The sequence below is a fragment of the Mesorhizobium sp. LSJC269B00 genome, from assembly GCF_000502815.1.
Classification (GTDB): domain Bacteria; phylum Pseudomonadota; class Alphaproteobacteria; order Rhizobiales; family Rhizobiaceae; genus Mesorhizobium.
Genome location: NZ_AYVN01000010.1, coordinates 116,158 through 139,035, shown reverse-complemented (window position 1 = coordinate 139,035; position 22,878 = coordinate 116,158). Strand labels below are relative to the sequence as shown.

At 60.2% G+C, this 22,878-nt stretch carries 21 protein-coding genes and 1 tRNA gene; 17 read left to right on the top strand and 5 right to left on the bottom strand.

The window, feature by feature from the left end; translation table 11 throughout:
* Positions 1-436: 436 nt before the first annotated feature.
* The 17 genes from X771_RS143265 (at position 437) to X771_RS143340 (ending at position 19,706) form a co-directional block, all read left to right on the top strand.
* Positions 437-2,332, top strand: coding sequence for a hypothetical protein (locus X771_RS143265; RefSeq protein ID WP_023689368.1), 1,896 nt, complete (start codon positions 437-439; stop codon positions 2,330-2,332).
* A gap of 964 nt (positions 2,333-3,296) precedes the next feature.
* On the top strand, positions 3,297-3,950 hold the full coding sequence (locus X771_RS143270) for a hypothetical protein (protein ID WP_084566807.1): 654 nt from the start codon (positions 3,297-3,299) through the stop codon (positions 3,948-3,950).
* Between the two features lies 1 nt (position 3,951).
* The gene (locus tag X771_RS143275; protein ID WP_023689366.1) at positions 3,952-5,112 is read left to right on the top strand and encodes an ImmA/IrrE family metallo-endopeptidase; all 1,161 of its coding nucleotides are present in this window, start codon (positions 3,952-3,954) and stop codon (positions 5,110-5,112) included.
* A 383-nt stretch (positions 5,113-5,495) separates the two neighbouring features.
* Positions 5,496-7,526: a conjugal transfer protein TraG gene (locus X771_RS143280; RefSeq protein WP_023689365.1), complete on the top strand. Its 2,031-nt coding sequence runs from the start codon at positions 5,496-5,498 to the stop codon at positions 7,524-7,526.
* A 120-nt stretch (positions 7,527-7,646) separates the two neighbouring features.
* Positions 7,647-8,060 carry a hypothetical protein gene (locus X771_RS143285; protein ID WP_023689364.1) on the top strand — a complete coding sequence of 138 codons (414 nt, stop codon included), beginning with the start codon at positions 7,647-7,649 and terminating at the stop codon, positions 8,058-8,060.
* The gene (gene trbB, locus X771_RS143290; RefSeq protein WP_023689363.1) at positions 8,057-9,025 is read left to right on the top strand and encodes a P-type conjugative transfer ATPase TrbB; all 969 of its coding nucleotides are present in this window, start codon (positions 8,057-8,059) and stop codon (positions 9,023-9,025) included. Before X771_RS143285 ends, trbB begins: the two co-directional genes overlap by 4 nt.
* Before the next feature lie 11 nt (positions 9,026-9,036).
* A complete protein-coding gene (locus X771_RS143295) occupies positions 9,037-9,345 on the top strand; it encodes a TrbC/VirB2 family protein (RefSeq protein WP_023689362.1) in 309 nt (102 codons plus the stop codon).
* Positions 9,345-9,617, top strand: coding sequence for a VirB3 family type IV secretion system protein (locus tag X771_RS143300; protein ID WP_023689361.1), 273 nt, complete (start codon positions 9,345-9,347; stop codon positions 9,615-9,617). Before X771_RS143295 ends, X771_RS143300 begins: the two co-directional genes overlap by 1 nt.
* The gene (trbE, locus tag X771_RS143305; protein ID WP_023689360.1) at positions 9,611-12,061 is read left to right on the top strand and encodes a conjugal transfer protein TrbE; all 2,451 of its coding nucleotides are present in this window, start codon (positions 9,611-9,613) and stop codon (positions 12,059-12,061) included. Before X771_RS143300 ends, trbE begins: the two co-directional genes overlap by 7 nt.
* The gene (gene trbJ / locus X771_RS143310) at positions 12,058-12,783 is read left to right on the top strand and encodes a P-type conjugative transfer protein TrbJ (protein WP_023669263.1); all 726 of its coding nucleotides are present in this window, start codon (positions 12,058-12,060) and stop codon (positions 12,781-12,783) included. The genes trbE and trbJ overlap by 4 nt, the downstream gene beginning before the upstream one ends.
* Before the next feature lie 36 nt (positions 12,784-12,819).
* Complete coding sequence (gene trbL / locus X771_RS143315; protein WP_023689359.1) at positions 12,820-14,139, top strand: P-type conjugative transfer protein TrbL; 1,320 nt, start codon at positions 12,820-12,822, stop codon at positions 14,137-14,139.
* Positions 14,140-14,871: a conjugal transfer protein TrbF gene (gene trbF, locus X771_RS143320; protein WP_023685994.1), complete on the top strand. Its 732-nt coding sequence runs from the start codon at positions 14,140-14,142 to the stop codon at positions 14,869-14,871.
* On the top strand, positions 14,861-15,889 hold the full coding sequence (trbG, locus tag X771_RS143325) for a P-type conjugative transfer protein TrbG (RefSeq protein WP_031202932.1): 1,029 nt from the start codon (positions 14,861-14,863) through the stop codon (positions 15,887-15,889). Before trbF ends, trbG begins: the two co-directional genes overlap by 11 nt.
* Before the next feature lie 10 nt (positions 15,890-15,899).
* A complete protein-coding gene (locus X771_RS143330) occupies positions 15,900-17,117 on the top strand; it encodes a TrbI/VirB10 family protein (RefSeq protein WP_023689357.1) in 1,218 nt (405 codons plus the stop codon).
* A 13-nt stretch (positions 17,118-17,130) separates the two neighbouring features.
* Positions 17,131-17,409, top strand: coding sequence for a DUF2274 domain-containing protein (locus tag X771_RS143335; protein WP_023689356.1), 279 nt, complete (start codon positions 17,131-17,133; stop codon positions 17,407-17,409).
* A gap of 680 nt (positions 17,410-18,089) precedes the next feature.
* Positions 18,090-18,383: a helix-turn-helix domain-containing protein gene (locus X771_RS0134560; protein ID WP_023689355.1), complete on the top strand. Its 294-nt coding sequence runs from the start codon at positions 18,090-18,092 to the stop codon at positions 18,381-18,383.
* On the top strand, positions 18,384-19,706 hold the full coding sequence (locus tag X771_RS143340) for a type II toxin-antitoxin system HipA family toxin (RefSeq protein WP_050587469.1): 1,323 nt from the start codon (positions 18,384-18,386) through the stop codon (positions 19,704-19,706).
* A 264-nt stretch (positions 19,707-19,970) separates the two neighbouring features.
* Here X771_RS143340 and X771_RS143345 read toward each other — a convergent pair whose 3' ends face one another.
* The 5 genes from X771_RS143345 to infA all read right to left on the bottom strand — a co-directional run bounded on the left by X771_RS143345 (position 19,971) and on the right by infA (position 22,836).
* Complete coding sequence (locus X771_RS143345) at positions 19,971-21,281, bottom strand: integrase arm-type DNA-binding domain-containing protein (protein ID WP_023689353.1); 1,311 nt, start codon at positions 21,279-21,281, stop codon at positions 19,971-19,973.
* A gap of 212 nt (positions 21,282-21,493) precedes the next feature.
* A tRNA-Phe gene (locus tag X771_RS143350) sits at positions 21,494-21,569 on the bottom strand.
* Positions 21,570-21,783: 214 nt separating this feature from the next.
* Positions 21,784-21,975, bottom strand: a complete 192-nt coding sequence (gene yacG, locus X771_RS143355) for a DNA gyrase inhibitor YacG (protein WP_023669280.1) — start codon at positions 21,973-21,975, stop codon at positions 21,784-21,786.
* The gene (locus X771_RS143360) at positions 21,972-22,598 is read right to left on the bottom strand and encodes a Maf-like protein (RefSeq protein ID WP_023681911.1); all 627 of its coding nucleotides are present in this window, start codon (positions 22,596-22,598) and stop codon (positions 21,972-21,974) included. The genes yacG and X771_RS143360 overlap by 4 nt, the downstream gene beginning before the upstream one ends.
* Positions 22,599-22,617: 19 nt before the next feature.
* Complete coding sequence (infA, locus tag X771_RS143365; RefSeq protein WP_006200926.1) at positions 22,618-22,836, bottom strand: translation initiation factor IF-1; 219 nt, start codon at positions 22,834-22,836, stop codon at positions 22,618-22,620.
* Between the last annotated feature and the right edge of the window lie 42 nt (positions 22,837-22,878).

The window sequence follows — 22,878 nt, the reverse complement described above, 5'->3', positions numbered from 1 at the left end:
CTAGCGGGGCAGGATGACCGAAAGCGTCCTAGGCGAGCGCTTTCGTTGGGATTGTCCTGTAAATTGTGTCAAAAAATCATCGCTAGTTTCTTTTTGGCTATCGACATACATATCCGGCGATAACTTCGTAAAAGATAAACCTTGCTTCACATGCTGCGATCTTAGCTGGTCCGCTTAAGTTTTTTCCAATGCATTAGAGACATCGTCGAAATTTTTTGTACAACTCAAGTGTATTCAACATTGGCGGTCAACCTAGGTGATACCAAGGATGGATTCGGTGTCTGCACCACTCGACGGCCCCGTTCCCGTCAGCGTCAGAGAGCTGAGTATTCAGCTCAAGATCGCAAAATCAGGATGCGAGTGGGGAGACGGACAGCGCTGCACGGGAGCGGTCTTTTTGATAGGCGCCGGATGTTCGCGATCTGCGGGCATACCCATGGCCAGCGAAATAGCGAAGGATCTGACGCGCGAGTTGGCGAAACTTCAGAGTGCGCCTGAAACGGAGACGCTGGACCCGTCACGCGCTCTGATTTGGCTCGATGAGCGAGAATATCTTACGGATATAGCTAGGCTGTTACCCAACTTTGATGTGGGAGACCCCAATTGGGGACGGCTATACGGCTATCTGTTCGAGCAATTTTTTCGATCAGATAACAAACAGCGTGCAATCATCAAGGCAGCGATCGATCGCAGTGATGGCAAGGTGAATTGGGCTCACATTTGCCTTGGTGAGCTGGTGCGTTGCCACTATGCGCACACGGTCCTGACCACCAACTTTGATCAGCTCGTACTCCAGGGTATCATCTTGGCGGGGATGATACCTGTGGTGGCTGATGGTCTGTCGGCACTGAGCCGTGTTGCCTCACTCCCAGACCATCCCCAAGTCGTCCATCTGCACGGATCGATGTATACCTATGAGCTTAGAAATAGCGTGGGGGATACGTTCGCTACTCAAGACGACCTGTCCATGCAGGGAACAATGTTTGGCCTGAAAGACGCTGAGCTATTGGTTGTGGTTGGTTATTCAGGCAGCGAGGAGGGCGGTGTTGTCACCCTCCTCGAACGAGCCTGCGCAGCGATACCCAATCTGATGGTGTTTTGGGTCCTGTTTGAGGATTCAATTGAAGCGTTGAATCCCCGCGTGAGGAAAATGTTGGCAGGCCGAAACAAGTTCGCGATTCTGAATCAGGACGCTGACAAGTTCTTTGCACAGCTGGTCCGAGGTCTTGGATTTGGCGCGCCTGGTTGGATGACCGACCCGCTAGCTGTGCTCGACAGCCGAAAAAAACTTATCGCTGATCCGACAGATCCGGTCATTGCACGTCTCAAACGCGACTTCGGCCTTGGGATCGGGCGTCTGCGTAGCGCGTCAGCTCCAAGCGCTGAGGACATGATCCTCGAACAGGCAACGATTGACAGCCTCGGCGGACGGGATAGCAGCGTTGTACTAGGTGTGACGGAAGCTATGGCATCGAGCGACCCCGATGCTGCCAGATTACGTGCGATCAGTCTTGGCCGCTTAGGCAGCACCGCAAAGGCATCTGACCTGTTGGCAGCGAGTGTGAAGGCTTGGGCGGCATTCTTCGAAGCTGGCGGGGCCGATGACGGCAAGGCACGTACAATCTTGGCACAGACCCTCTTTGATCTTGCAGAAGCTCCTGGGAATCAAAATGGGGTCCAGTCGAAAGAAGCCTTCCGCCGGGCCATGGAAACATTCCGCGCTGCGACAGAGGAGATTAATCCAACACTTTCGCGATCGGACTGGATTGAATCTGCGTTGGGGTTTGCGGAGTCGGTTGCTGAGCAGGGAGACGAAGGTGCAGCGGTTAATGACCTCACCGCCGCTATCGAAATTCTGGACAGAGCGCTCACGGTTTTGACCGGAGGCTCACAATCGCGTCAAAAATTGGCGGCCGAAGAGAGGCTGGGGATCCTGCTGTGCATGCGTGCCCGGCAAAGCAAGTCGGAGGCCGATTATCACAGAGCGATAGATATCCTGGAGGACGTTTCGCAGCGGGCAGTCGCTCCTGAATCCTGGTCCGCGGGTGTCGTGAGGAATCTGGCTGTGGCTTTCCGTGGGTTGGCCGAATTGATCCAACACGACGCGCCGGACGAGGCGAAGGACAGTTACCGTCGTGCCGCAGATCTATATCAGGAATCTGCCAGACTTTATCTCGGTGGCCTTCGGGATATAGATGAAGGCGAGGCACTTCAGGCTGCCATGTGGGCTTACGAAGAGGCGGAGAAACTCTACTTAGTTCTCAAAGACGCCGATGCCGCGGTTCTGATCGAAGGAGAATTGCGTCGCATCCGCGCCGAGCTTGAAAAATAACCGCGTCAGTCAGTTCGCGACGGTGCCCACACCATGGCGAACTGTTCAATCTGGCGCGGAATAGGCTTTAGGGTTGGAAAGAGGCCGCTAGAAACAGTGGGTGGCGGAGGAAGACGTGAATCTAGCGCCTATTGTGAAGCTCGTGCGCGCTTATGATGCCACCGAATGGGAGATTTTCATCTCGGAATGGCAGAAAGGTCTGAGCGGCTATACGTCCGTCAAGCGACTTGGTCGATCGGGTGACCAGGGACGCGATGTCATCGGGTTGTGCTCATCCCGCCGGCTGCCAAGGCGTGTGGGACAATTACCAATGCAAAACACTATGAAGTCCCGCTTTCGACGCCCACGGCGTGTGAGGACGCTGGCAAGATCATCTTCCGGCGCATTCACCTCCTCCTCGAAGATGCTCGTTCGTCGCGCCTCGCGGGCCAAGCACAGAGTTGCGTGACCTATTGCTTCGTCCTGGCAAATTCAAGGCTGAGGTCATAGCGACGTGGGACAGGCGCGTTACGAGCGATAGTGCGATCGCAAGCACACCCTTGAAGGATCGCGCATTCAAGGCGTTCTCGGAAATGCTGGCCAACCTTTAGTTGATCACTCTGGAAAATGTCGATGTTCCAGCGCTGTTGGAGGGGCAACCCCATGTAACGCATTTCACCGGCAAGCGGCCGCAGGGCGCGCGGGCCTGTTTCCGAAATAGGAACTCGCTCACACACGTCGAGAAAGGCGAAAGCTTCTACAAGCGTGATCGGATGACGCGCTTCCCATTTCTCCTTCAGTCCTAGGCACCCTGCACTTACGGCAGCCGGCGAGCTCTCATGTTCGAAAGCCGTCGGTCGCTCGCGGAAAGCCCGCGGCGCCGTTTCTCCATCGGCATCGGGACTGCTTTTAAAACACTGCCGCCCCACTGGACTTCATTTTCTTTACCTGCTAGAAGGTGAAAAAAATGAAGTTGGATCGGTCAATGAGCACTGTAGCAAGCGCCTCACTCTACCAGCATCCTTTTGACGCTCGCCGCCGTCTAATGGAACTGGGCATCTCTGTTGAGGCCTTGATCAAGGCTGTACAGGCTGGGCACTTGGCCCGGTTGAATTGCACTGACAATGACCCGCCGTTCATACCCGGTACCGAAGCCTGGAGAATGGTAGTGCGCACTCTGCGAGATGAGTTGGTGCCGCTTGGTTGGCGCAAGGACGATCCGAGCAACTACTCGTTGGTGATCAACGATTCGAGTAAGATCAACATTGTCGTAGCAAGTGCCGACCACCTCACTTGCAGATGGCCTGGCATACCAAGAACAAAGTCACTCAAGGGTCTCTTTACGGAGGCGGCCGTCTTGAAGAACAGTGTGGAGGGCGATCTCTTTCCCGATACAGTGAAAGCTGATCTGCTCCGGGCTGTGACGGTCCTTAACTACAAGACTTATATGCTGCTAATAAACATTGATGATGAACAATGCCGGGCCGAGCTGTCCTTGCCGTCAGACTTCGACGACCAAATGGTGACAGATTGGGCTGAACGCATTTTCATCCCCATACCTGGTGTGGACGGCGGCGTGCCGCAGAAGATAGATAACACGCCCGATATCGACGTGCCGGTGAAGCGCAAGGCCGCATAGAATGTTCAACAAATCGCGGCTGAAAGTAGCTCGTCAGCGCGCCGGGCTGACGATGCGAGAACTTGCGTCCAGAGTTGGTATCGAACCTCGTACTGTGACCGGTTATGAGGCTGGGGAATACCTGCCTAGCGACGACGTAGCTCGAAAATTCGCGCGGGTACTCGGCTTNGTGACCGGTTATGAGGCTGGGGAATACCTGCCTAGCGACGACGTAGCTCGAAAATTCGCGCGGGTACTCGGCTTCCCTCTCGAATTCTTCATGGCTGACGACCTGGACATTCCACTGGTGGAAGGTGTGAGCTTTCGCTCTATGAGCAAGATGACGGCTCGGCAGCGAGACGGTGCGATCGCCGCTGGCGCTGTAGCCTTCCTTCTTTCGGACTGGCTGGACGGAGAGTTTGACCTGCCGGACGCTGACCTACCGGACATGCGAGAAGAGTTACCTCAGACTGCGGCAGCCGGGCTGCGAGACTATTGGGGCTTGGGCAACAGACCCATTAAGAACACGGTTCATTTGCTAGAGCTGAAAGGTGTTAGAGTCTTCTCCCTTGGGGAAGATGGCAAAGAGGTCGATGCGTACTCGCTGTGGCGGGGGGCGCGGCCTTATGTGTTTTTAAACACCCAAAAATCGGCAGAACGAAGCCGATTCGACGCGGCGCATGAGCTCGGGCACCTCGTGTTGCACAAGCATGCTTCGCCAAATGGCCTGGAGGCTGAGAAGCAGGCTAATGAGTTTGCCGCAGCCTTCTTGATGCCAGAGGCGCCGCTCCGGGCTGTGGGGCGAGTTTCCGGGCTTCCAAAAGTCGTGCAATTGAAGCAAGAGTGGTCAGTATCGGTTGCTGCTATGGCTTACCGACTGCACGAGATCGGCCTCCTTACCAAATGGAATTACCAGCAGATTTTCGTCGAGATCTCTAGGCGGGGCTGGCGGACTGCAGAGCCTTCGCCAATTCGACGCGAGCAATCCCAGATCTGGCAGAAGGTGCTAAGCGAGGTTCGCCGGGATGAACAGTTGGGATTAGTCGGGTTGTCCCAGCTTCTTTCGTTGCCTGAGGCGGAGCTAGCGAAACTGTTGTTTGGTCTCGTGACCGTTGGTGTGCCGTCGGCCCCGCGGAGAGAACCAATTACGCCTCCTCGTGGCCAGCTAAGGCTGGTGAAGTAATCCAAGGTGGACCACGATTATTTTGGTGCACCATCTACTGTGCGGAACGCAAATCGTACGCGCCCGGCGCGATGGAAGTTAACTTCCAGCCGCAGTTCGAACGGCTTTGAGTATGGCGAAATTTGTCCCCAGACGTTCGACATTGAGGTCGGATGCTGAACGGTAGCTAGTCCCGAATAGACACTTCAAACCTGCCAGTCCGTTTCCGGCCCCATACAAGTCATTCGCTCGTCGCCCTTCGCGATGACACTTCTTGGCGCCCCAGTCTTCCAAGCCTGCAACGTTCACTGCATCGCACGGGCGCGTATATTGGGTATCTTCGATATTCTGAAACGTCACGTTATGCTGCTTCCATCTACGACCAAACAGTGGAGGCTGTGCCCGTGACACCGACGAAGCTCCTTGTCGGCCAGATCGTAGTTGTGTTCGCCATCGTCATCGTTGGCGTATGGGCGGCAACGCAATGGTGCGCCCACATGCTGGAATATCAGCCGCAGCTTGGCGCGCCATGGTTTGCCGCGGCGGCCCGGCCGATCTACAAGCCGTGGAAACTGTTCGAATGGTGGTTTCACTTCGACGCCTATGCGCCTGAGGTCTTCGACAAGGCCGGCATGCTTGCCGGAGCCAGCGGATTCTTGGGGTGTGCGGCCGCAATAGCTGGCTCCCTCTGGCGCGCGCGGCAGAGGGGGTTGGTCACCACCTACGGTTCCTCACGATGGGCCGCGGCTCGGGAAATCGAGAAGGCAGGCCTGTTTGAGCCGGCCGGCGTTTTCCTCGGCAAACTGAAGGATCACTATCTGCGACATGACGGGCCGGAACATGTCATGGCCTTTGCGCCGACACGTTCGGGCAAGGGCGTGGGATTGGTCGTTCCAACGCTTCTTTCCTGGACCGGCTCGGCCGTCATTCACGACATCAAAGGCGAGAACTGGCAGCTGACTTCCGGCTGGCGGTCGAAGTTCTCTTTCTGCCTCCTGTTCAATCCGACCGACTCGAGATCGGCGCGCTATAACCCGCTGCTGGAAGTGCGCAGGGGTTCAGATGAGGTCCGCGACGTTCAGAACATCGCGGACATTCTCGTCGATCCGGAAGGCGCGCTGGAGCGGCGGAATCATTGGGAGAAGACTAGTCATTCACTCTTGGTCGGGGCCATCTTGCACGTGCTCTACGCGGAAGAAGAAAAGACGCTCGCGCGCGTCGCCACTTTCCTGTCGGATCCGCAACGCTCATTTGCCGCGACACTGCTGCGGATGATGACCACCAACCACCTCGGCACGGCGGACACACCTCGGGTCCATCCCGTCGTGGCCTCGGCGGCTCGCGAGGTGCTGAACAAGTCAGAGAACGAGCGTTCTGGCGTTCTCTCGACCGCAATGTCGTTTCTCGGGCTCTATCGTGATCCGACGGTTGCCTCGGCAACATCGGCCTGCGACTGGCGCATTGCCGACCTCATGGATGCGGAACGACCGATGTCGCTCTATCTAGTGGTGCCGCCATCGGATATTTCGCGCACCAAGCCACTGGTGCGACTGGTGCTCAATCAGATCGGCAGGCGACTGACGGAGCGGCTGGAAGGTGACCCGAAGAAAAGCCGCAAGTACCAACTGCTCATGATGCTGGACGAATTTCCGGCTCTTGGTCGCCTCGACTTCTTCGAGACCGCGCTCGCCTTCATGGCGGGTTACGGCATCCGCGCCTATCTGATCGCGCAATCCTTGAACCAGATCTCCAAAGCCTATGGCGAGAACAACGCCATTCTCGACAATTGCCATGTGCGCATTGCCTTTTCCTCCAACGACGAGCGCACGGCCAAACGCATATCGGATGCGCTCGGTACGGCGACGGAACTCAGGTCCATGCGCAACTACGCCGGCCACCGGCTGGCGCCCTGGCTTTCGCACGTCATGGTCAGTCGCCAGGAGACCGCTCGCCCGCTGCTGACGCCTGGCGAAGTGATGCAGTTGCCGCAAGCTGACGAATTAATCCTTGTTTCCGGGTTGCCGCCGATCCGCGCCCAGAAGTTGCGCTATTACCAGGATCCGAATTTCACCGAACGGGTGCTGCCGGCGCCGGTGTTGCGCGACGGTCTGTACGCGGACTGTCCTGCGTCGCGCCCCGACGATTGGAGCGGACAAGTCCGCAGTGTTGACCGCCGTCTCGCTGCCGATGACGAACACGCCGGCGCGGCAATCGAAGAAGGGAGCGGCGCGCAACAGCAGCGTCATCCCGGCCTGCCTGAAGAACACGTCGTCGTCTCTCGGGAGCCTGATCAAGACGACCTCTTCAATCTGGCGGACGATGACGCCGAGGCACTCGCAGACAAGCGCGTCCTGGACCGGGTTTCCACCGCCGCCAGCGCCTACGGCCTCAACGAGGGAAGGGGCGACGACAAGCACATCATCCCCGGCTTCTGAACGCTTTCCGCAACTGAGGCGTATCTCGGCGTAGATAACGCCCATAAGCGATTTTGCGGATTTCGGCGATGTTCGTTCGCACCGCCGGCGCATCAGCGCCGGCCAGTCGGAACGAGACGTATGAAGCCCCATCGCATTCGCCACCAGTTTCTGCTCGAACCCGCGTTAAGCGAGAAGCTGGAAACGCTCAGCCGCAACCCGTCGACCACGAAATCGGCAATCGTCGCGAAAGCGGTCGAGGCCTTCATCGAACGGCGTGGTGAAAACGAGCTCGACCAGCGCTACGGCAGGCGGCTGGACCGTCTTTCCCGCGATCTCGACCATGTCAGGCGGGACGCCGAAATAACTCTGGAGAGCCTGGCGCTCTTAATCCGCTTTTCAATCACGCTTCATGCCCACACGCCAATTCCGGATCGGGCGACACAGGCGATCGCCCAAGAGCGCTTTGACAAATTCGTCGAGCAGGTCGGTCGCCAGATAGCCTCCGGGAAGCGCTCGCTTGGTTACGGCAATGGCAACGGAGGCGAAGGATGAACTCTCATCCCGCAGCGGACCACCGCCGCCGAGCCATGCTGCGCACAGCCATGGGCGCCGCGATCACCGAGGCCCTTTCCGATTCGACCGTTATCGAGGTGATGGTCAATCCCGACGGCACGCTGAGGCTCGACCGGTTGGGAGAAGGCCGGGTCGATACAGGCGTGCATATGCATCCTTCCGAGGCGGAACGCATCATCCGGCTCGTCGCCTCCCATGTACGCGCCGAGGCGCATGCAGATAGTCCGATTGTCAGTGCCGAATTGCCATCAGGCGAGCGCTTCGAGGGTCTGCTACCGCCGGTCGTGCTGGCGCCATGCTTCGCCATCCGCAAACCGGCGGCAAAACTCTACACGCTGGCCAACTACGTCGCCGATCGCGTCATGCTCCCGCTGCAGGCTGATGCCCTGAGGAAGGCAGTGCGCGAGCGGCGCAACATCCTGGTCGCCGGCGGCACATCGTCGGGCAAAACGACACTTACCAATGCTCTACTGGCAGAAGTCGCCGAATGCGATGAGCGGGTGATCCTGATTGAGGACACCCGCGAGCTGCAATGCGCGGCCAAGGACTGCGTTGCCATGAGGACGAGGCGGGGCTCCATCACACTCGCCGATCTCGTACGCTCGACCTTACGGCTGAGGCCCGACCGCATCATCGTCGGCGAAGTCAGAGGCGCGGAAGCGCTCGATATGCTGAAGGCATGGAACACCGGACATCCCGGCGGCATTGCCACGGTTCACGCCAATTCGGCACGCTCCGCACTCTATCGTATTGAGCAGCTCGCCCAGGAAGCCGTTGTCACCGTTCCCCGCCGGCTGATCGCCGATGCCGTCGACTTGGTCATCTTTATTGCCGGAAGAGGACCCGCGCGCCGCGTTGACGCGATCGCCGAGGTCACGGGTCTCGACGGCAGCGGCGATTACGCCGTCACCCCGCTCACACTTCCGCAACTCCAGCAGCTCTGAAAGGTTACCTCATGCGCAAGAAGCTTCGCTTTCTTTCGTTCGCCGCCGTCGCGCTTCTTCTCACGGCCCAGGCCCACGCTGCCGGCTCCGGCATGCCGTGGGAACAGCCGCTGCAGCAGATTCTGGAATCGGTGCAGGGGCCGGTCGCCAAAATCATCGCGGTGATCATCATCATCACCACCGGCCTGACCCTTGCCTTCGGCGACACGGCGGGCGGTTTCCGCCGGCTGATCCAGATCGTCTTCGGCCTGTCGATCGCCTTCGCGGCCTCGAGCTTCTTTCTTTCCTTCTTCTCCTTTGGCGGCGGGGCAGTCGTCTGATGAGCACCGGAGAGCAGCATATCGAAGGCTTCGAGGTTCTGGTCCATCGGGCGCTCACCGAGCCGATCCTGCTCGGCGGCGCGCCGCGAGCGGTGGCGATCCTCAATGGCACGGTGGCCGCGGCCATCGGCCTAGGCCTGCAGCAGTGGATTGCCGGTCTGATCCTCTGGATCGCCGGCCACACGCTCGCGGTCTTTGCCGCACGGCGTGATCCGGATTTTGCCAGCGTGCTTGTCCGTCATCTTCGTCAAAAGGGCTGGCTTGCATGCTGAAGCTTTCCGAATACCGCGGCAAAGCCGACCGGCTTGCCGACCATCTGCCGTGGGCAGCACTCGTCGCGCCCGGCATCGTGCTCAACAAGGATGGCAGCTCCCAGCGGACATTGCGGTTTCGTGGCCCCGACCTTGAAAGCGCGACGGAGGCCGAACTTATCGGCATATGCGCGCGGGCAAACAATGCGCTGAAAAGGCTCGGCTCCGGCTGGGCATTATTCTTCGAGGCCGAGCGCAGCGAAGCGCTGGGCTATCCGAGCTCGGCGCTTCCCGATGCTGCCTCATGGCTGATCGATGAGGAACGGCGCGCGGCCTTCGAGGGCAAGGTCGCGCATTTCGAGAGCATCTATCATCTGACCTTGGTCTTCATGCCTGGGCCCGATGGCCAAGCGCGCGCGGAAAGTGCTCTCGTCGACTCGCATGACTTGGGAGGGGAAAGAGACTGGCGCCAGGAGCTTGCCCGGTTCCGAGACGAGACTGACCGTGTTCTCGATCTTCTTTCGGGCTTCGTGCCCGAGGTGCGCGCGCTCGACGATGCCGAGACCCTGACGTACCTGCACGGCACGATCTCGACACGCCGTCATCCGGTCGCCGTGCCGGAAACGCCAATGTATCTCGACGGCGTCCTGGTTGACGCGCCGCTGACCGGCGGCCTAGAGCCGATGCTGGGTGACCAGCATCTGCGCACGCTCACAATCCTCGGTTTTCCGAACGTCACCCGGCCAGGAATCCTTGATGCGCTCAATAACCAGGATTTCGCCTATCGCTGGGTGACGCGCTTCATTCCACTCGACAAGGCGGAAGCCACGAAGACGCTGACTCGGCTCCGCCGGCAGTGGTTTGCCAAGCGCAAATCGATCGCGGCTATTCTGCGCGAGGTGGTGACCAACGAACCTGTGCCTCTCGTCGACAGCGACGCCGACAACAAGGCGCTCGATGCCGATGCAGCACTGCAGGCATTGGGCGGCGATCATGTCGGCTTCGGCTATCTCACCACAACGGTGACGGTGTGGGATCAGAACCGTAAAGCCGCCGCGGAAAAGCTTCGCGCCGTCGAGAGGATCGTCAACGGGCTCGGCTTCACCACCATTCGCGAAAGCATCAATGCCGTCGAAGCGTGGCTTGGTTCATTGCCGGGTCATGTCTACGCCAACGTTCGCCAGCCGCTCGTTCACACGCTTAACCTTGCCCATCTCGTGCCGCTGTCGTCCGTGTGGGCAGGTCCAGCGGAGAACGAGCACCTTGCCGAGGTCACCGGCGATCACGCTCCGCCGCTTCTTTTCGCCGAAACCAGCGGCTCGACGCCGTTTCGGCTTTCGACCCATATCGGCGATGTCGGCCACATGCTGATTGTCGGGCCGACCGGTGCCGGCAAGTCGGTTCTGCTTGCCCTGATCGCTTTGCAGTTCCGGCGCTACGCTGGCGCGCAAATCTATGTCTTCGACAAAGGCAATTCGGCCCGCGCCGCCGCGCTTGCCATGGGCGGCGACCACCATGCGTTGGGTGCGAATGGTGCGCTTGGTTTCCAGCCGCTGCGCCACATCGACGACCCGGCCACACAGAGCTGGGCGGCCGAATGGATCGCCGGCCTCATTGCCCACGAGAATGTCACCGTCACCCCGGAGGTGAAGGAGGCAATCTGGTCGGCGCTCACCAGCCTCGCCACCGCGCCGGCGCAGGAACGCACGCTGACTGGCCTGTCGGTCCTGCTTCAGTCCAATGCGCTCAAATCGGCATTGATGCCCTACACGCTCGACGGACCATTCGGCCGACTGCTCGATGCCGATGACGACCGGCTGGCCATCTCGGATGTGCAGTGTTTCGAAACCCAGGAGCTGATGCACAGCCAAGGCGCTGTGCTGCCTGTGCTCACCTATCTGTTCCATCGTCTTGAGGACCGGTTTGACGGGCGGCCGACGCTGCTCATGCTCGACGAGGCCTGGGTCTATCTCGACAACCCGCTCTTTGCCGCCCGCATCCGCGAATGGCTTAAGGTGCTGCGTAAGAAAAACGTCTCCGTCATCTTCGCGACGCAGTCGCTTGCCGACATCGCCGGCTCTTCTATCGCACCCGCAATCATCGAGAGCTGCCCGCAGCGCATTTTTCTCCCCAATGATCGTGCGGTGGAGCCGCAGGCACGGGCAGCCTATGAGCGCTTCGGTCTTAATGAGCGACAGATCGAATTGGTCGCCCGCGCCACGCCGAAGCGCCACTACTATCTGCAGTCGCGCCGCGGCAATCGCCTCTTCGAGCTCGGGCTAGGCCCGATCGCTCTTGCGCTTTGCGGCGCCTCCGACCCGGCCGCGCAGACCCTGATCGACAATATTCTTTCCGAAGAAGGGCAGGGCAGCTTTGCCGCCCGTTTCTTCAGTGCGCGCGGCCTGGATTGGGCTGCCGAGCTTCTCCAGCAATTTCCTCAACCTAACAAGGAGCAATCGTCATGATCGGACGCCGCCTTTTTACTAGCCTGGTCACCGTTTCCCTGATTGCCAAACCGATGGCTGACTACGTCCAGCCGGCCTATGCGCTCATCGTGTTTGACCCGTCCAACTATACGCAGAATGTGCTGTCGGCAGCACGCGCATTGGAGCAGATCAACAACCAAATCCAGTCGCTTCAGAACCAGGCGACCATGCTGCAGAACATGGCGCGCAACCTTCAGCGCCTGGATTTCTCTTCCGTGGGCCAGCTTACCGGCTCGCTCCAACGGATTGACGGTCTGATGACCCAGGCGAGCGGCCTGAGCTTCGATCTCGACAAGCTGCAGGACCAGTGGCGCCAGCAATATCCGGAAAGCTACGACGCCACCATCAAGGTCAGCGATGTGGCGAGCGCCGCGCGCGAGCGCTGGCAGAGCGCCATGCAGGCGTTCCGCCAGACCATGAGCGCGCAGTCGCAGATCGTCGAGAACGTGCAGGCCGATGGCGACCTGCTTACCGATCTCGTCAATCGCAGTCAGGGCGCGGCAGGTGCCCTCGAGGCAAGCCAGGCTACCAATCAGCTGATCGCGCTTTCGACCAAGCAGCAGATGCAGATCCAGACGCTGCTTGCGACCCAGTTCCGGGCCGAAGCCGAGGATGCGGCGCGCAAAGCGCAGTCTGAGGAAGCCGCTCGCGAGACGACGAAGCGTTTCCTGGGCACCGGCACGGCTTATCCCGGCAACTGAGCGGCAGTTCTTCAAGACAACGAGGAAGGCGGCGACATGAACGACCTCGGAGTCATCGATCGCTTCATGGAGACCTTTACCCGCTACATTGACAGTGGGTTCGGTCTGCTTTCGGGCGACGTCGCCTTTCTCACCACCATTCTGATCGGCATTGACATCACGCTCGCGGGCTTGGTCTGGGCGTTCGGCGGCGAGCCCAACATTCTCGGCCGGCTTGTTCGCAAAGTGCTCTATGTCGGCGCCTTCGCCTTCGTCCTGAACAATTTCAAGAACCTCGCCGACATAATTTACCGCTCCTTTGCCGGTCTCGGCATCAACGCATCGGCCGGCAACCTGTCCGCCGACAGTCTCCTGCGGCCAGGCCGCATTGCCGCGGCCGGCTTCGAGGGCGCCTGGCCGCTCCTCAATCAAGCGAGCCAGCTAGTAGGCTTCCCCGAGATCTTCGGTAACGCGCTCACCATCTTCGTGCTGCTTCTGGCCTGGTTCCTGGTCCTCATCGCCTTCTTCATTCTTTCCATCCAGCTCTTCATCACCATCCTCGAGTTCAAGCTCACCACGCTGGCCGGCTTCGTCCTGGTGCCCTTCGCGCTCTGGAACCGTTCGGCGTTTCTGGCCGAGCGCGTGCTCGGCAATGTGATTTCGTCGGGCATCAAGGTGATGGTGCTTGCCGTCATCGTCGGCATCGGCTCCACGCTCTTTGGCGAGTTCGCTTCCGCCCTGCAGGGCCAGGAGCCGGACCTGGCGGCGGCCATGTCTCAGGTGCTGGGTGCGCTGGCGCTGCTTGGGCTCGGCATTTTCGGCCCCGGGATTGCCTCGGGTCTCGTTTCCGGCGCGCCGCAGCTTGGCGCCGGCGCGGCACTTGGAACAACGGCGGCCGCAGCTGGATCAACGCTCGTTGCCGGAGGCGCTGCGTTTGCCGGCGCGCGCATGGCAACAGGCGGCGGCCTCGCCGCAGTCCGTGCCGGCGCCGCCATGGGGTCCGCTGCCACCGTCGCCTGGCAAACGGGGCGCGCGACATCGCCCGAGTCCGGGCTGTCCGGGGTAGCTGCTGGGCTGCAGGGGGTTGCGAGTGCCGCTAGCGGCGCCGCGATGCGGGGAATGCGATCCGCAGCAGAACCATTCCGCCGTAGTGCCGACGCCGGTCGCGATGCCGGCTGGATGACCGGCGGCATGCCGACCAGCTCGATGAGCGGAAGCTCTCCAGTTGTAGCTCCCGCGGCCGCGCCTGCCTGGGCAAGGCGTCTGCGTTCCGAACAGACCGCACGCGCCCATCGCAATGCTGCCACGCAGGCGGTGCGCGATGGAGATCGGGGCGGAAGCGGCGCCAATCCCTCCCTCAATGACAAGGAAGACTAGATGCTCTTCAAGCGACCCGTTCAGCGTTATGGAAAGACGCCCGAACCCGTAACACCCTACCAGAAGGCCAGCCAACTCTGGGATGAGCGCATCGGCACGGCGCGCGTCCAGGCCAAGAACTGGCGCTTCATGGCCTTTGGCTGCCTGGCTCTGACGACGGGGCTTTCCGGTGGGCTTCTGTGGCAGTCGATGCAGGGCCGCGTCGTGCCTTATGTCGTCGAGGTCGACCGCTTTGGCGAGGCGCACGCGGTCGGGCCGGCAGTCCAAAACTACCAGCCCGACGATGCCCAGATCGCCTGGCATCTCAGCCGCTTCATCCAGAATGTTCGTTCGGTTTCCACCGATGCGGTTCTGGTGCGGCAGAATTGGCTGTCGGCCTACGACTTTGCCACCGACCGAGCGGCGCTCTTCCTCAACGAATATGCCAAGGCGAACGACCCTTTCGGCCAAATCGGCACGCGCAGCGTGTCAGTACAGGTGACCAGCGTGGTCAGGGCTTCCGACAGCTCGTTCCAGGTCAAATGGACCGAGCAGGTGTTCGAGCGCGGCAGCCTCGCCAGCACGACGCGCTGGATCGGGATCCTCACCATCCTCATCCGCCCGCCTAGGACAACCGAGCAGCTGCGCAAGAACCCGCTCGGCGTCTTCATCAACGCCATCGACTGGTCGCGCGAGCTCGACAGCGCCGCGCCAACCCCCGTTTCCCCTAAGGAGCCCGCCAATGACAAATAGAGCCCCATTGCTTCGTGCTGCCTTGATCCTGTCGGCGTCTGTTGCGGTTCTTTCGGCCTGTGCCTCGAAGCCAGTGCCGCCGCCTCAGATTTCCTATGACCACGAGGACTTCAAACCAGCCGCGATCGAGAAGGCGCCGGAGAAGCCGGTCAAGGTCGTGGAAGTGCCGAAACCGTTACCGTTGCCTGGTCAGTTGATGCCCGCACCCGGCAAGCCCGCCCCAGATAAGCGCTCGCCGGAAGAACAGGTCGCCGATGCCAACAAGGCGGCGACGCAACAACCCACCAAGTTTGGCTATGTCAATGCGGTGCAGGTTTACCCCTTTGCCGACGGCGCGCTCTACCAGCTCTACGCCGCGCCGGAGCGCGTCACCGATATCTCATTGCAGCGGGGCGAGAAGCTGACCTCGGTCTCAGCCGGCGATACGGTCCGTTGGGTGATCGGTGACACCGTTAGTGGCTCAGGCGATGACCAGCGCACTCATGTGCTGGTGAAGCCATTCGCGCCGGGGCTTGCCACCAATCTGGTCATCACGACCGACAGGCGATCCTATCACCTGCAGCTTCAAAGCACTGAGAAAACTGCCATGGCGGCGCTCTCCTGGATTTACAGCGAAGACCAACTCGTGGCGCTTCGGCGGCGCAACGCTCAGGCAGAGGCTGAAATGCCCGCGGCCTCGAACGTAGCACTCGAAAACATCCGCTTCCGCTATTCGATCACCGGCGACACGCCGCCGTGGAGACCGACGCGCGCCTTCGATGATGGCAGCAAGGTCTACATAGAGTTCCCGAAGCGCATTGATCAGGGCGAGGCGCCACCGCTCTTCATCGTCGGTGCTGACGGGGACAACCAGCTCGTCAACTATCGGATGCGCGGCAACTACTACATCGTCGAGCGCCTCTTTGCCGCGGCTGAACTCCGTCTCGGCGCCAAGCAGCACCAGGTGGTGCGCATCACCAGGACCGACGGACGGCAACTGCCGCGGCGGATATCGCTCTTTTCGCGTTTTGGCAGGTGAGGGGAGGCTCATGACCGACACGTCCCACCCCAATGTTCCGCCCAAACTCGATCCCGAACAGCTGCAGCTGCGGGCCTCACCGCGCCGGGCCGTGCGCTTCAAGCGCGGCATAATCGTCGCGATCGCAGCTGTTGGCTCCGCCACCATCTTTGGCGTCACGATGATGGCGCTGCAGGGGCCGGCACTGCGCCTGAAGCAGCAGGCTGAAGAGCTTTACAGCACCGACCGCAACCCGACCGCCGAGGGACTTGAATCGCTGCCCAAGGACTATTCCGGGAGCAAGCCGAAGGCTCCGGTGCTTGGACCGCCGCTGCCCGGGGATCTCGGCCGTCCTATTCTCGAGCACCAGCGCCAGCTTGGCATCGCACCTGGGCAAGACGTTTCCGCCGAGGCGCAGCGGCTTGCACAACAAGCGATTGAGGCGCGCGAGTCGCAAGTCCTCTTCCGCATCGAAAACCGGCCCCAGCAGACGGAAGCTTTTGGCAATGGGCAGGGCGGACGTTCGCCTTTCGAGACGGCGTCTCCGCAGCCAGATACCGAAGGCCAGCGAGCTTCCGTCGCGCCGGCCGAGGGCGACCAGAACAATCAACAGCGCAAGCTCGATTTCATCGATCAACGGAACACCGGCGGGATCTACAACCCGCATGCACTGCAGACGCCGGCTTCGCCCTATCAGATCATGGCCGGTAGCGTGATCGCTGCAAGCCTGATCACCGGCATCAATTCCGATCTGCCCGGCCTTGTCGTCGCCCAGATCACCGAGAATGTGCACGACAGCGTCACCGGCAGCATCCTGCTCATCCCGCAGGGCTCACGGCTGATCGGCACCTACGACAGCGTTGTAGCCTTTGGGCAAAGGCGCGCTCTGTTGGTGTGGCAACGCATCGTGATGCCGGACGGCTCCTCTACCGAAATCGACAATCTGCCCGTGACCGACGCGGCCGGCTATGCCGGGCTCGAGGACAAGGTGGATTTCCATACTTGGCAGTTGATCAAGGGCGTCGCGGTAGCCACATTGCTGGGGGTTGGTACCGAGTTGAGCTTTGGGGAAAATGAAAGCGACTTGGTCAAGGCAATTCGTGAATCCACCCAGCAGAACGTCAGTCAAGCGGGCCAACGGATCACTGAAAAGAACCTGAACGTCCAACCCACGATCACCGTGCGCCCTGGTTGGCCGTTGCGCGTCATCGTGCACAAGGACCTCGTGTTGCGGCCATACACGGGGTGAACAGGAGGACTTCATGGCTAACCTGAAACTCGGAAAACTTCCGGACCGGACACCTTCGAAGATCACCATCACCGTTGGCGCCGACTTGAGCCAAGCACTCAACGACTATGCCGCACTTTACCGTGAGACCTATGGCGAGTCCGAAACGGTGGCGGAACTGATCCCCTTTATGCTGGTCGGGTTCCTGGAAGGCGACCGGGCGTTTGCCAAGGCCAGAAAGGAAGGTCTGCCGGGCGCCGGCGCGTCGGAGAAACCACGAAGGCAATCATCTTCCACACTGGACAACGGTTAGCGCTTGGTGTCGTTGTGGAGCACGCTAGGTTCTTGATCCTGACCGCGTTGCCGCCGGTCCGTACTCCACCAGTTCGAGTGCCTCCTCCTTTGTGCAGGAATTCGCCTGAGCGAGTTCGAGCGCCTCTTCAAGGAAGCGATGATTGCGCTCCTGTACATCGAGGTGAGCCGGCGTCGGAAAGCACGCGACAATCCATTGCCACACGCGGTGTTGAAACGAGCCTGAAGGCATGTCTAATTCCCAGCGGCTACCTTGAGAAGACACTGAGTCTGAGGGAGATTCAAGTTTCAGGGGAACAACTAAGCCTGCTAGACATTAAGTGCATAAAAGCCGTGGCTTTTTCTTGCGGCCGGCCTCGTTCTCTTCGGACAAAAATCGATCTTGTCACGATGCCGCCAGACCGGATGCTGAATGACAGCTTCTCGCCAACAGTAATTGAATAGCGGACCGGACCGCTCCCGGCCCCGACAAGTTGTTGAGTTCTCGACCAGCGGTCATTCTCGATGGTACCGTGGCGAAAGGTCGATCGCACATTGTTGCGTGGCGCAATGATTTTATATAGGTTGGTATATGAAGGTTGCCGATATGTGAACCTATATAGCGTTAAATTGATATAGTAACGTATATTGACACCCGTCATATACGAGCCTATATTAGCTCATACAGAAATCGTATACGCCATGAAGATCAGAACAGCTCGCGACATTGGAATCCTGATCAAGGAGGCCCGCACCCGGCGCGGCCTGTCACAGGCTGCCTTGGCCAAAATGATCACCACGACGCAGACGTGGGTGTCGTGGATCGAGAACGGCAAGCCCAGCGCCGAGATCGGCAACGTGCTGCTGGCGCTGACCACGCTTGGTGTGGAGATGGACTTTCAGATCCCGCCGGCGCCGACGTCGGCTGATCATCATCATAATGCCGATGAACGGCATGTCGACGATGACGACGACGAGATTCCCTACAAGCTCTAGATGACGATGATCATGATGAACCCGATCGACACCCTCGACGTCTATATCGCTGGCAGACCGGTTGGGGGGCTCCACCACCTGCAGGGCGGCAAGCTTTCGTTCTCCTATCACGAGGCATGGATGGAAGGCCCGGTGGCGATCCCGCTCTCCCTGTCCATGCCGACGATCACCAGGACCTACGAGGGCAAGGTCGTCGAGGCATTCCTCTGGGGCCTACTGCCGGATAATGAGCAGACCCTCGCCAGATGGGCGCAGAGGTTCCAGGTCTCCGCCCGAAACCCGTTTGCCCTGCTCAAGAATGTCGGCCGCGACTGCGCCGGCGCCGTCCAGTTCCTTTCGCGTGGCGACCAGATTTCCCGCGGCGAGAACGTGGAGTTGCTCACCGAGGCGCAGATCGGCGACCGCCTGCGCGATCTGCGCAAAGATGGTGCAGCGACCCGGCGAATCGGCGATCCTGGTCAGTTCAGTCTCGCTGGTGCGCAGGCAAAGACGGCGTTCCATTTCGATAAGGGCAACAATCGCTGGGGGATCCCTCTAGGCGACACGCCCACGACACACATCTTCAAGCCGCCTTTGCCGCACTTGCACGGGCATACCGAGAACGAGCATTTCTGCCTGCAGCTTGCATCCAAGCTCGGCATGGACGCTGCACATAGCCAGGTTCTCGACTTCGCAGGCGAAAAGGCAATCGTTATCGAGCGCTACGACCGCCGCAACAACGAGGGCAAGACCATCCGCATCCATCAGGAGGACATGTGCCAGGCCCTGTCGGTGATGCCGACGCTCAAGTACGAGAACCAGGGTGGGCCAGGTATCACGACGATCTCCAGAAAGGTGCTGTCGGCCTCCCTCGACCCCGTCCAAGACCGTCAGATCTTCATGGCCGCGAACGTCTTCAACTGGATCATCGCCGGCACGGACGCGCATGCAAAGAACTACTCGATGCTGCTCGGAGCCCAGGGCGAGGCCCGCCTAGCTCCGCTCTACGACATCTCCTCCATTCTGCCGCACCTCGGGGGAGAGATCCAATCTGAGATGCGCGACCTTAAACTGGCGATGAAGATCGACAGAGTCTATCCCATCGAGGAGATCATGCCGCGCCACTGGGGGCGCTGTGCGTCCTCAGCAAAGGTTGGCGGCGAGTACACGGTGCGGACGATCCGCCATCAGCTCGCGGTGATGCCCGATATGGCGTCGGAGTGCGCCCAAGAGCTTCGCCAGGAGGGGATCATCCATGAGATCGTTGGTCGCCTCGTCGACGCGATCGCGACGCGCATCAAGGGCTTGTCCCGGATCTATGGAGAGGAAGGTTGTGGAGGTTAAAGTCGGGCGGGGATAGCGGATCCACGGACTAATGCCGGCGAAACGGACGGACCGCACACTGCCCACGGGATTCTCGCTCTAATAGCGCGCGGCCCCGGGCCGGGTAGATGGCCGGTTTCGGAACCGGCCATCGGCAGCTTGAATGACGGAAATGGGGTCGGCTGCAGAACGGCAGCTTCCCGCCGAACGCGGTCAACTTTCTCTCCGGAAAATCTGACAATGCGGGCCTACGATTTGGCGTCGAGTTGTGGCGTTTTTCGACGGTCAGTATGATTTCCGGCGGTTGGAGATTTGTATCGGCGTTTGATGAACGGCCTCTGTTGGTTTCAAAGTGGATGGTCGCGTTGGTGTGTGGACAGCAGGCTTGCGGCGTCCCTCGATTGAGATCACCCGCAGGTTTTTGCTCTTGAGTTCATCCAGATAATCGGCCCACCACTGCATCATCTCGACGCGCTCGTCCCAGTGCTCTGCCCGGGCGTAGGCGCGCCGAACGTCGTTGTTCTCAATGTGGGCCAGCTGCCGCTCTATCGCGTCCGGATGCCACTTGCCGCATTCGTTCAGCAGAGTTGATGCCGTTGCTCGAAAACCATGCGCGGTAGCTTCTTCCTTGCTGTAACCCATACGACGCAGTGCGGCGTTAAGGGTATTGTCGGAAATCGGACGCGAAGCCGATCGAACACTAGGAAACAGCAGCGATCCATCACCAGAGATTTCTCTCAGTGAAGTCAGGACGCTGATCGCTTGCTTTGATAGGGGTATGCGGTGCGGCCGTCGCATTTTCATGCGTGCTTCAGGGATCGTCCACACCGAGCTTTCAAAATCGAACTCTTCCCATTCAGCGGCGCGAAGCTCGCCTGGGCGGGGAAACAGCAGCGCTATCAGCTTCAGACCGGCTCGCGTTGTAGGCTGTCCGTCAAATGCATGGATCGCCCTCAGCAAACCGCCCAAGGCCTTCGGATCGGTAATCGCGGCGCGAGACGTTACCTTCGGACTGATGAGTGCGCCTCTGAGGGCGAAGGTCGGATCTGTCTCGGCGCGTGCGGTCGCGATCGCGTATCGAAACACGCTGCCGATGGTGGAGCGCAGTCGCCTGGCCGACTCATATCGACCGCGAACCTCCACGCGACGGAGGGCGGTAAGGATGCTGGCCGGCTCGATCTCCCGAATGCACTTGCCGCCGATTATCGGATAGGCAAAGTCGAGCAGCCATTTGACCTTGCTGATCGTCCGGTCGGCACGTCCCTCCTTCTTCAGCTTGTCAACATATTCGTCCGCGATTGAGCGAAAGGAGTCCTTTGCCGAATCGGCCTTCCGCAAGCTGCGTTCCTTTCCAGGGTCGACGCCAGCTAGCAGGAGCCTTTTAGCATCATCGCGCGCCTCCCGTGCCTCGGCGAGAGAGATAAGGGGATAGCTGCCCAGCGCGAGCAGTTTCTGCTTGCCGTCAAAGCGGTAGGCGAGCCGCCAGAGGCGAGAGCCCGTGGGCTGTACCCATAGCTGCAGCCCGCCCCCGTCAGACAATTTCGCGAGTTTGGAAGCAGGGCGGGCGTTTCGACATTTCACGTCGGATAGGGCCATTCGTCAGGTCTCCCTTGGCTGTTTCGATACCATCAGGATGTCGAATACCAACGGAAATACCATCCCCCCGCCTCGTTGGATCAAATGCGCCCGAAGCGCTCTCTGTCACGCCTAATTGCGCAATGCGACAGCAAAAGATCAATAATTCCAGTCGCTTGCAGAAGCTGCAGCGTAGACGGTTCGGCTAAACGGAGTGTCGGGAGAAGAGGGGATGGTGCCCAGAGGCGGATTCGAACCACCGACACGCGGATTTTCAGTCCGCTGCTCTACCAACTGAGCTATCTGGGCCTCGCCGGCAAACGAGACATCGCCTGACCGGATTTCAGGAAAGCGCCGTGGGGCACCCCTTGAAAGCGCGTGGGTTATAGCACGGGAATCCGGCCTGTCCAGCGCCTAAGCGCCGATTTTCCGGGGCAATTGTCGCAGACAATACCGACGCCGGCAAAGCAGCAATTGCGTAAGGTCGGCGAAGTGGAATTGCGCGGCCGGCACCGCCCAAACCCTACTTCGGCTCGTCGCTCTCGTCCTCGTCATCCCGCGCGGTGATGACATAGGCGCCCTTCAGCCAGCGGTTGAGGTCGATGTCCTTGCAGCGCTTCGAGCAGAACGGATAGGTCTCGCGCGCCGACGGCTTGCCGCATTCGGGGCAGGGGCGCTTCGGGCGCAGTGGTGTGACCTTATCGTCCAGGCTCATGGCCGCGCGGTATGCCAGCTGGTGTGGACCTTGAAGCCTTCGCCCGAAAGCAGCGCCACCGTCTCGTAGAGCGGCAGGCCGACAATGTTGGTATAGGAGCCGACCAGCTTGACGACGAACGAACCGGCGAGACCCTGGACGGCATAGCCGCCGGCCTTGCCGCGCCATTCGCCGGAGGCGACATAGGCGTCGATCTCCTCGCGTGGAAGCCGCTTGAAGCGTACCCTGGATTCAACCAGCCTTTGGCGCAGCTTGCCGCCCGGCGTAATCAGGCAGATGCCGGAATAGACCCGGTGCGAACGGCCCGAAAGCAGTCCAAGGCAATTGGCGGCGTCGTCCAGCGTCTCGGCCTTGGGCAGGATGCGGCGTCCGACCGCGACCACCGTATCGGCGGCCAGCACGAAACTTGGCGCATAGTCTTCCTCGCTTTTCAGCGAGGCCAGCGCCTTCTCGGCCTTTTCCTTCGACAGCCGCTTGGCCAGCGAGCGCGGATGTTCGGCGCGCAGCGGCGTTTCGTCGACATCGGCTGGCAGCACGCGGTCCGGCTCAATGCCGGCCTGTTGCAACAGTTCGATCCGGCGCGGCGAACCAGAGGCAAGCACGAGCTTCTGCAGGATGCTCATCGCGGTTCGCGCCGGACTGTTACTTGAAACGGTAGGTGATGCGGCCCTTGGTCAGGTCATAGGGCGTCATCTCGACCAGGACCTTGTCGCCGGTCAGCACACGGATGCGGTTCTTGCGCATGCGGCCAGCCGTATGGGCGATGATCTCGTGTTCGTTTTCGAGCTTCACCCGGAACATCGCGTTGGGCAACAATTCCGTCACGACACCCGGAAACTCGAGGACTTCTTCCTTCGGCATTCGATACCTTTGCTTGGATTGCAGTTCCGGCGCCCTGGAGCG

Bases quoted from the DNA above. Each gene is read 5' to 3' on its own strand.
- X771_RS143265 (WP_023689368.1), top strand. From the start codon at position 437: ATGGCCAGCGAAATAGCGAAGGATCTGACGCGCGAGTTGGCGAAACTT.
- X771_RS143270 (WP_084566807.1), top strand. From the start codon at position 3,297: ATGAGCACTGTAGCAAGCGCCTCACTCTACCAGCATCCTTTTGACGCT.
- X771_RS143285 (WP_023689364.1), top strand. From the start codon at position 7,647: ATGAAGCCCCATCGCATTCGCCACCAGTTTCTGCTCGAACCCGCGTTA.
- trbB (WP_023689363.1), top strand. From the start codon at position 8,057: ATGAACTCTCATCCCGCAGCGGACCACCGCCGCCGAGCCATGCTGCGC.
- X771_RS143295 (WP_023689362.1), top strand. From the start codon at position 9,037: ATGCGCAAGAAGCTTCGCTTTCTTTCGTTCGCCGCCGTCGCGCTTCTT.
- X771_RS143300 (WP_023689361.1), top strand. From the start codon at position 9,345: ATGAGCACCGGAGAGCAGCATATCGAAGGCTTCGAGGTTCTGGTCCAT.
- trbE (WP_023689360.1), top strand. From the start codon at position 9,611: ATGCTGAAGCTTTCCGAATACCGCGGCAAAGCCGACCGGCTTGCCGAC.
- trbJ (WP_023669263.1), top strand. From the start codon at position 12,058: ATGATCGGACGCCGCCTTTTTACTAGCCTGGTCACCGTTTCCCTGATT.
- trbL (WP_023689359.1), top strand. From the start codon at position 12,820: ATGAACGACCTCGGAGTCATCGATCGCTTCATGGAGACCTTTACCCGC.
- trbF (WP_023685994.1), top strand. From the start codon at position 14,140: ATGCTCTTCAAGCGACCCGTTCAGCGTTATGGAAAGACGCCCGAACCC.
- trbG (WP_031202932.1), top strand. From the start codon at position 14,861: ATGACAAATAGAGCCCCATTGCTTCGTGCTGCCTTGATCCTGTCGGCG.
- X771_RS143330 (WP_023689357.1), top strand. From the start codon at position 15,900: ATGACCGACACGTCCCACCCCAATGTTCCGCCCAAACTCGATCCCGAA.
- X771_RS143335 (WP_023689356.1), top strand. From the start codon at position 17,131: ATGGCTAACCTGAAACTCGGAAAACTTCCGGACCGGACACCTTCGAAG.
- X771_RS0134560 (WP_023689355.1), top strand. From the start codon at position 18,090: ATGAAGATCAGAACAGCTCGCGACATTGGAATCCTGATCAAGGAGGCC.
- X771_RS143340 (WP_050587469.1), top strand. From the start codon at position 18,384: ATGACGATGATCATGATGAACCCGATCGACACCCTCGACGTCTATATC.
- X771_RS143345 (WP_023689353.1), bottom strand. From the start codon at position 21,281: ATGGCCCTATCCGACGTGAAATGTCGAAACGCCCGCCCTGCTTCCAAA.
- yacG (WP_023669280.1), bottom strand. From the start codon at position 21,975: ATGAGCCTGGACGATAAGGTCACACCACTGCGCCCGAAGCGCCCCTGC.
- X771_RS143360 (WP_023681911.1), bottom strand. From the start codon at position 22,598: ATGAGCATCCTGCAGAAGCTCGTGCTTGCCTCTGGTTCGCCGCGCCGG.
- infA (WP_006200926.1), bottom strand. From the start codon at position 22,836: ATGCCGAAGGAAGAAGTCCTCGAGTTTCCGGGTGTCGTGACGGAATTG.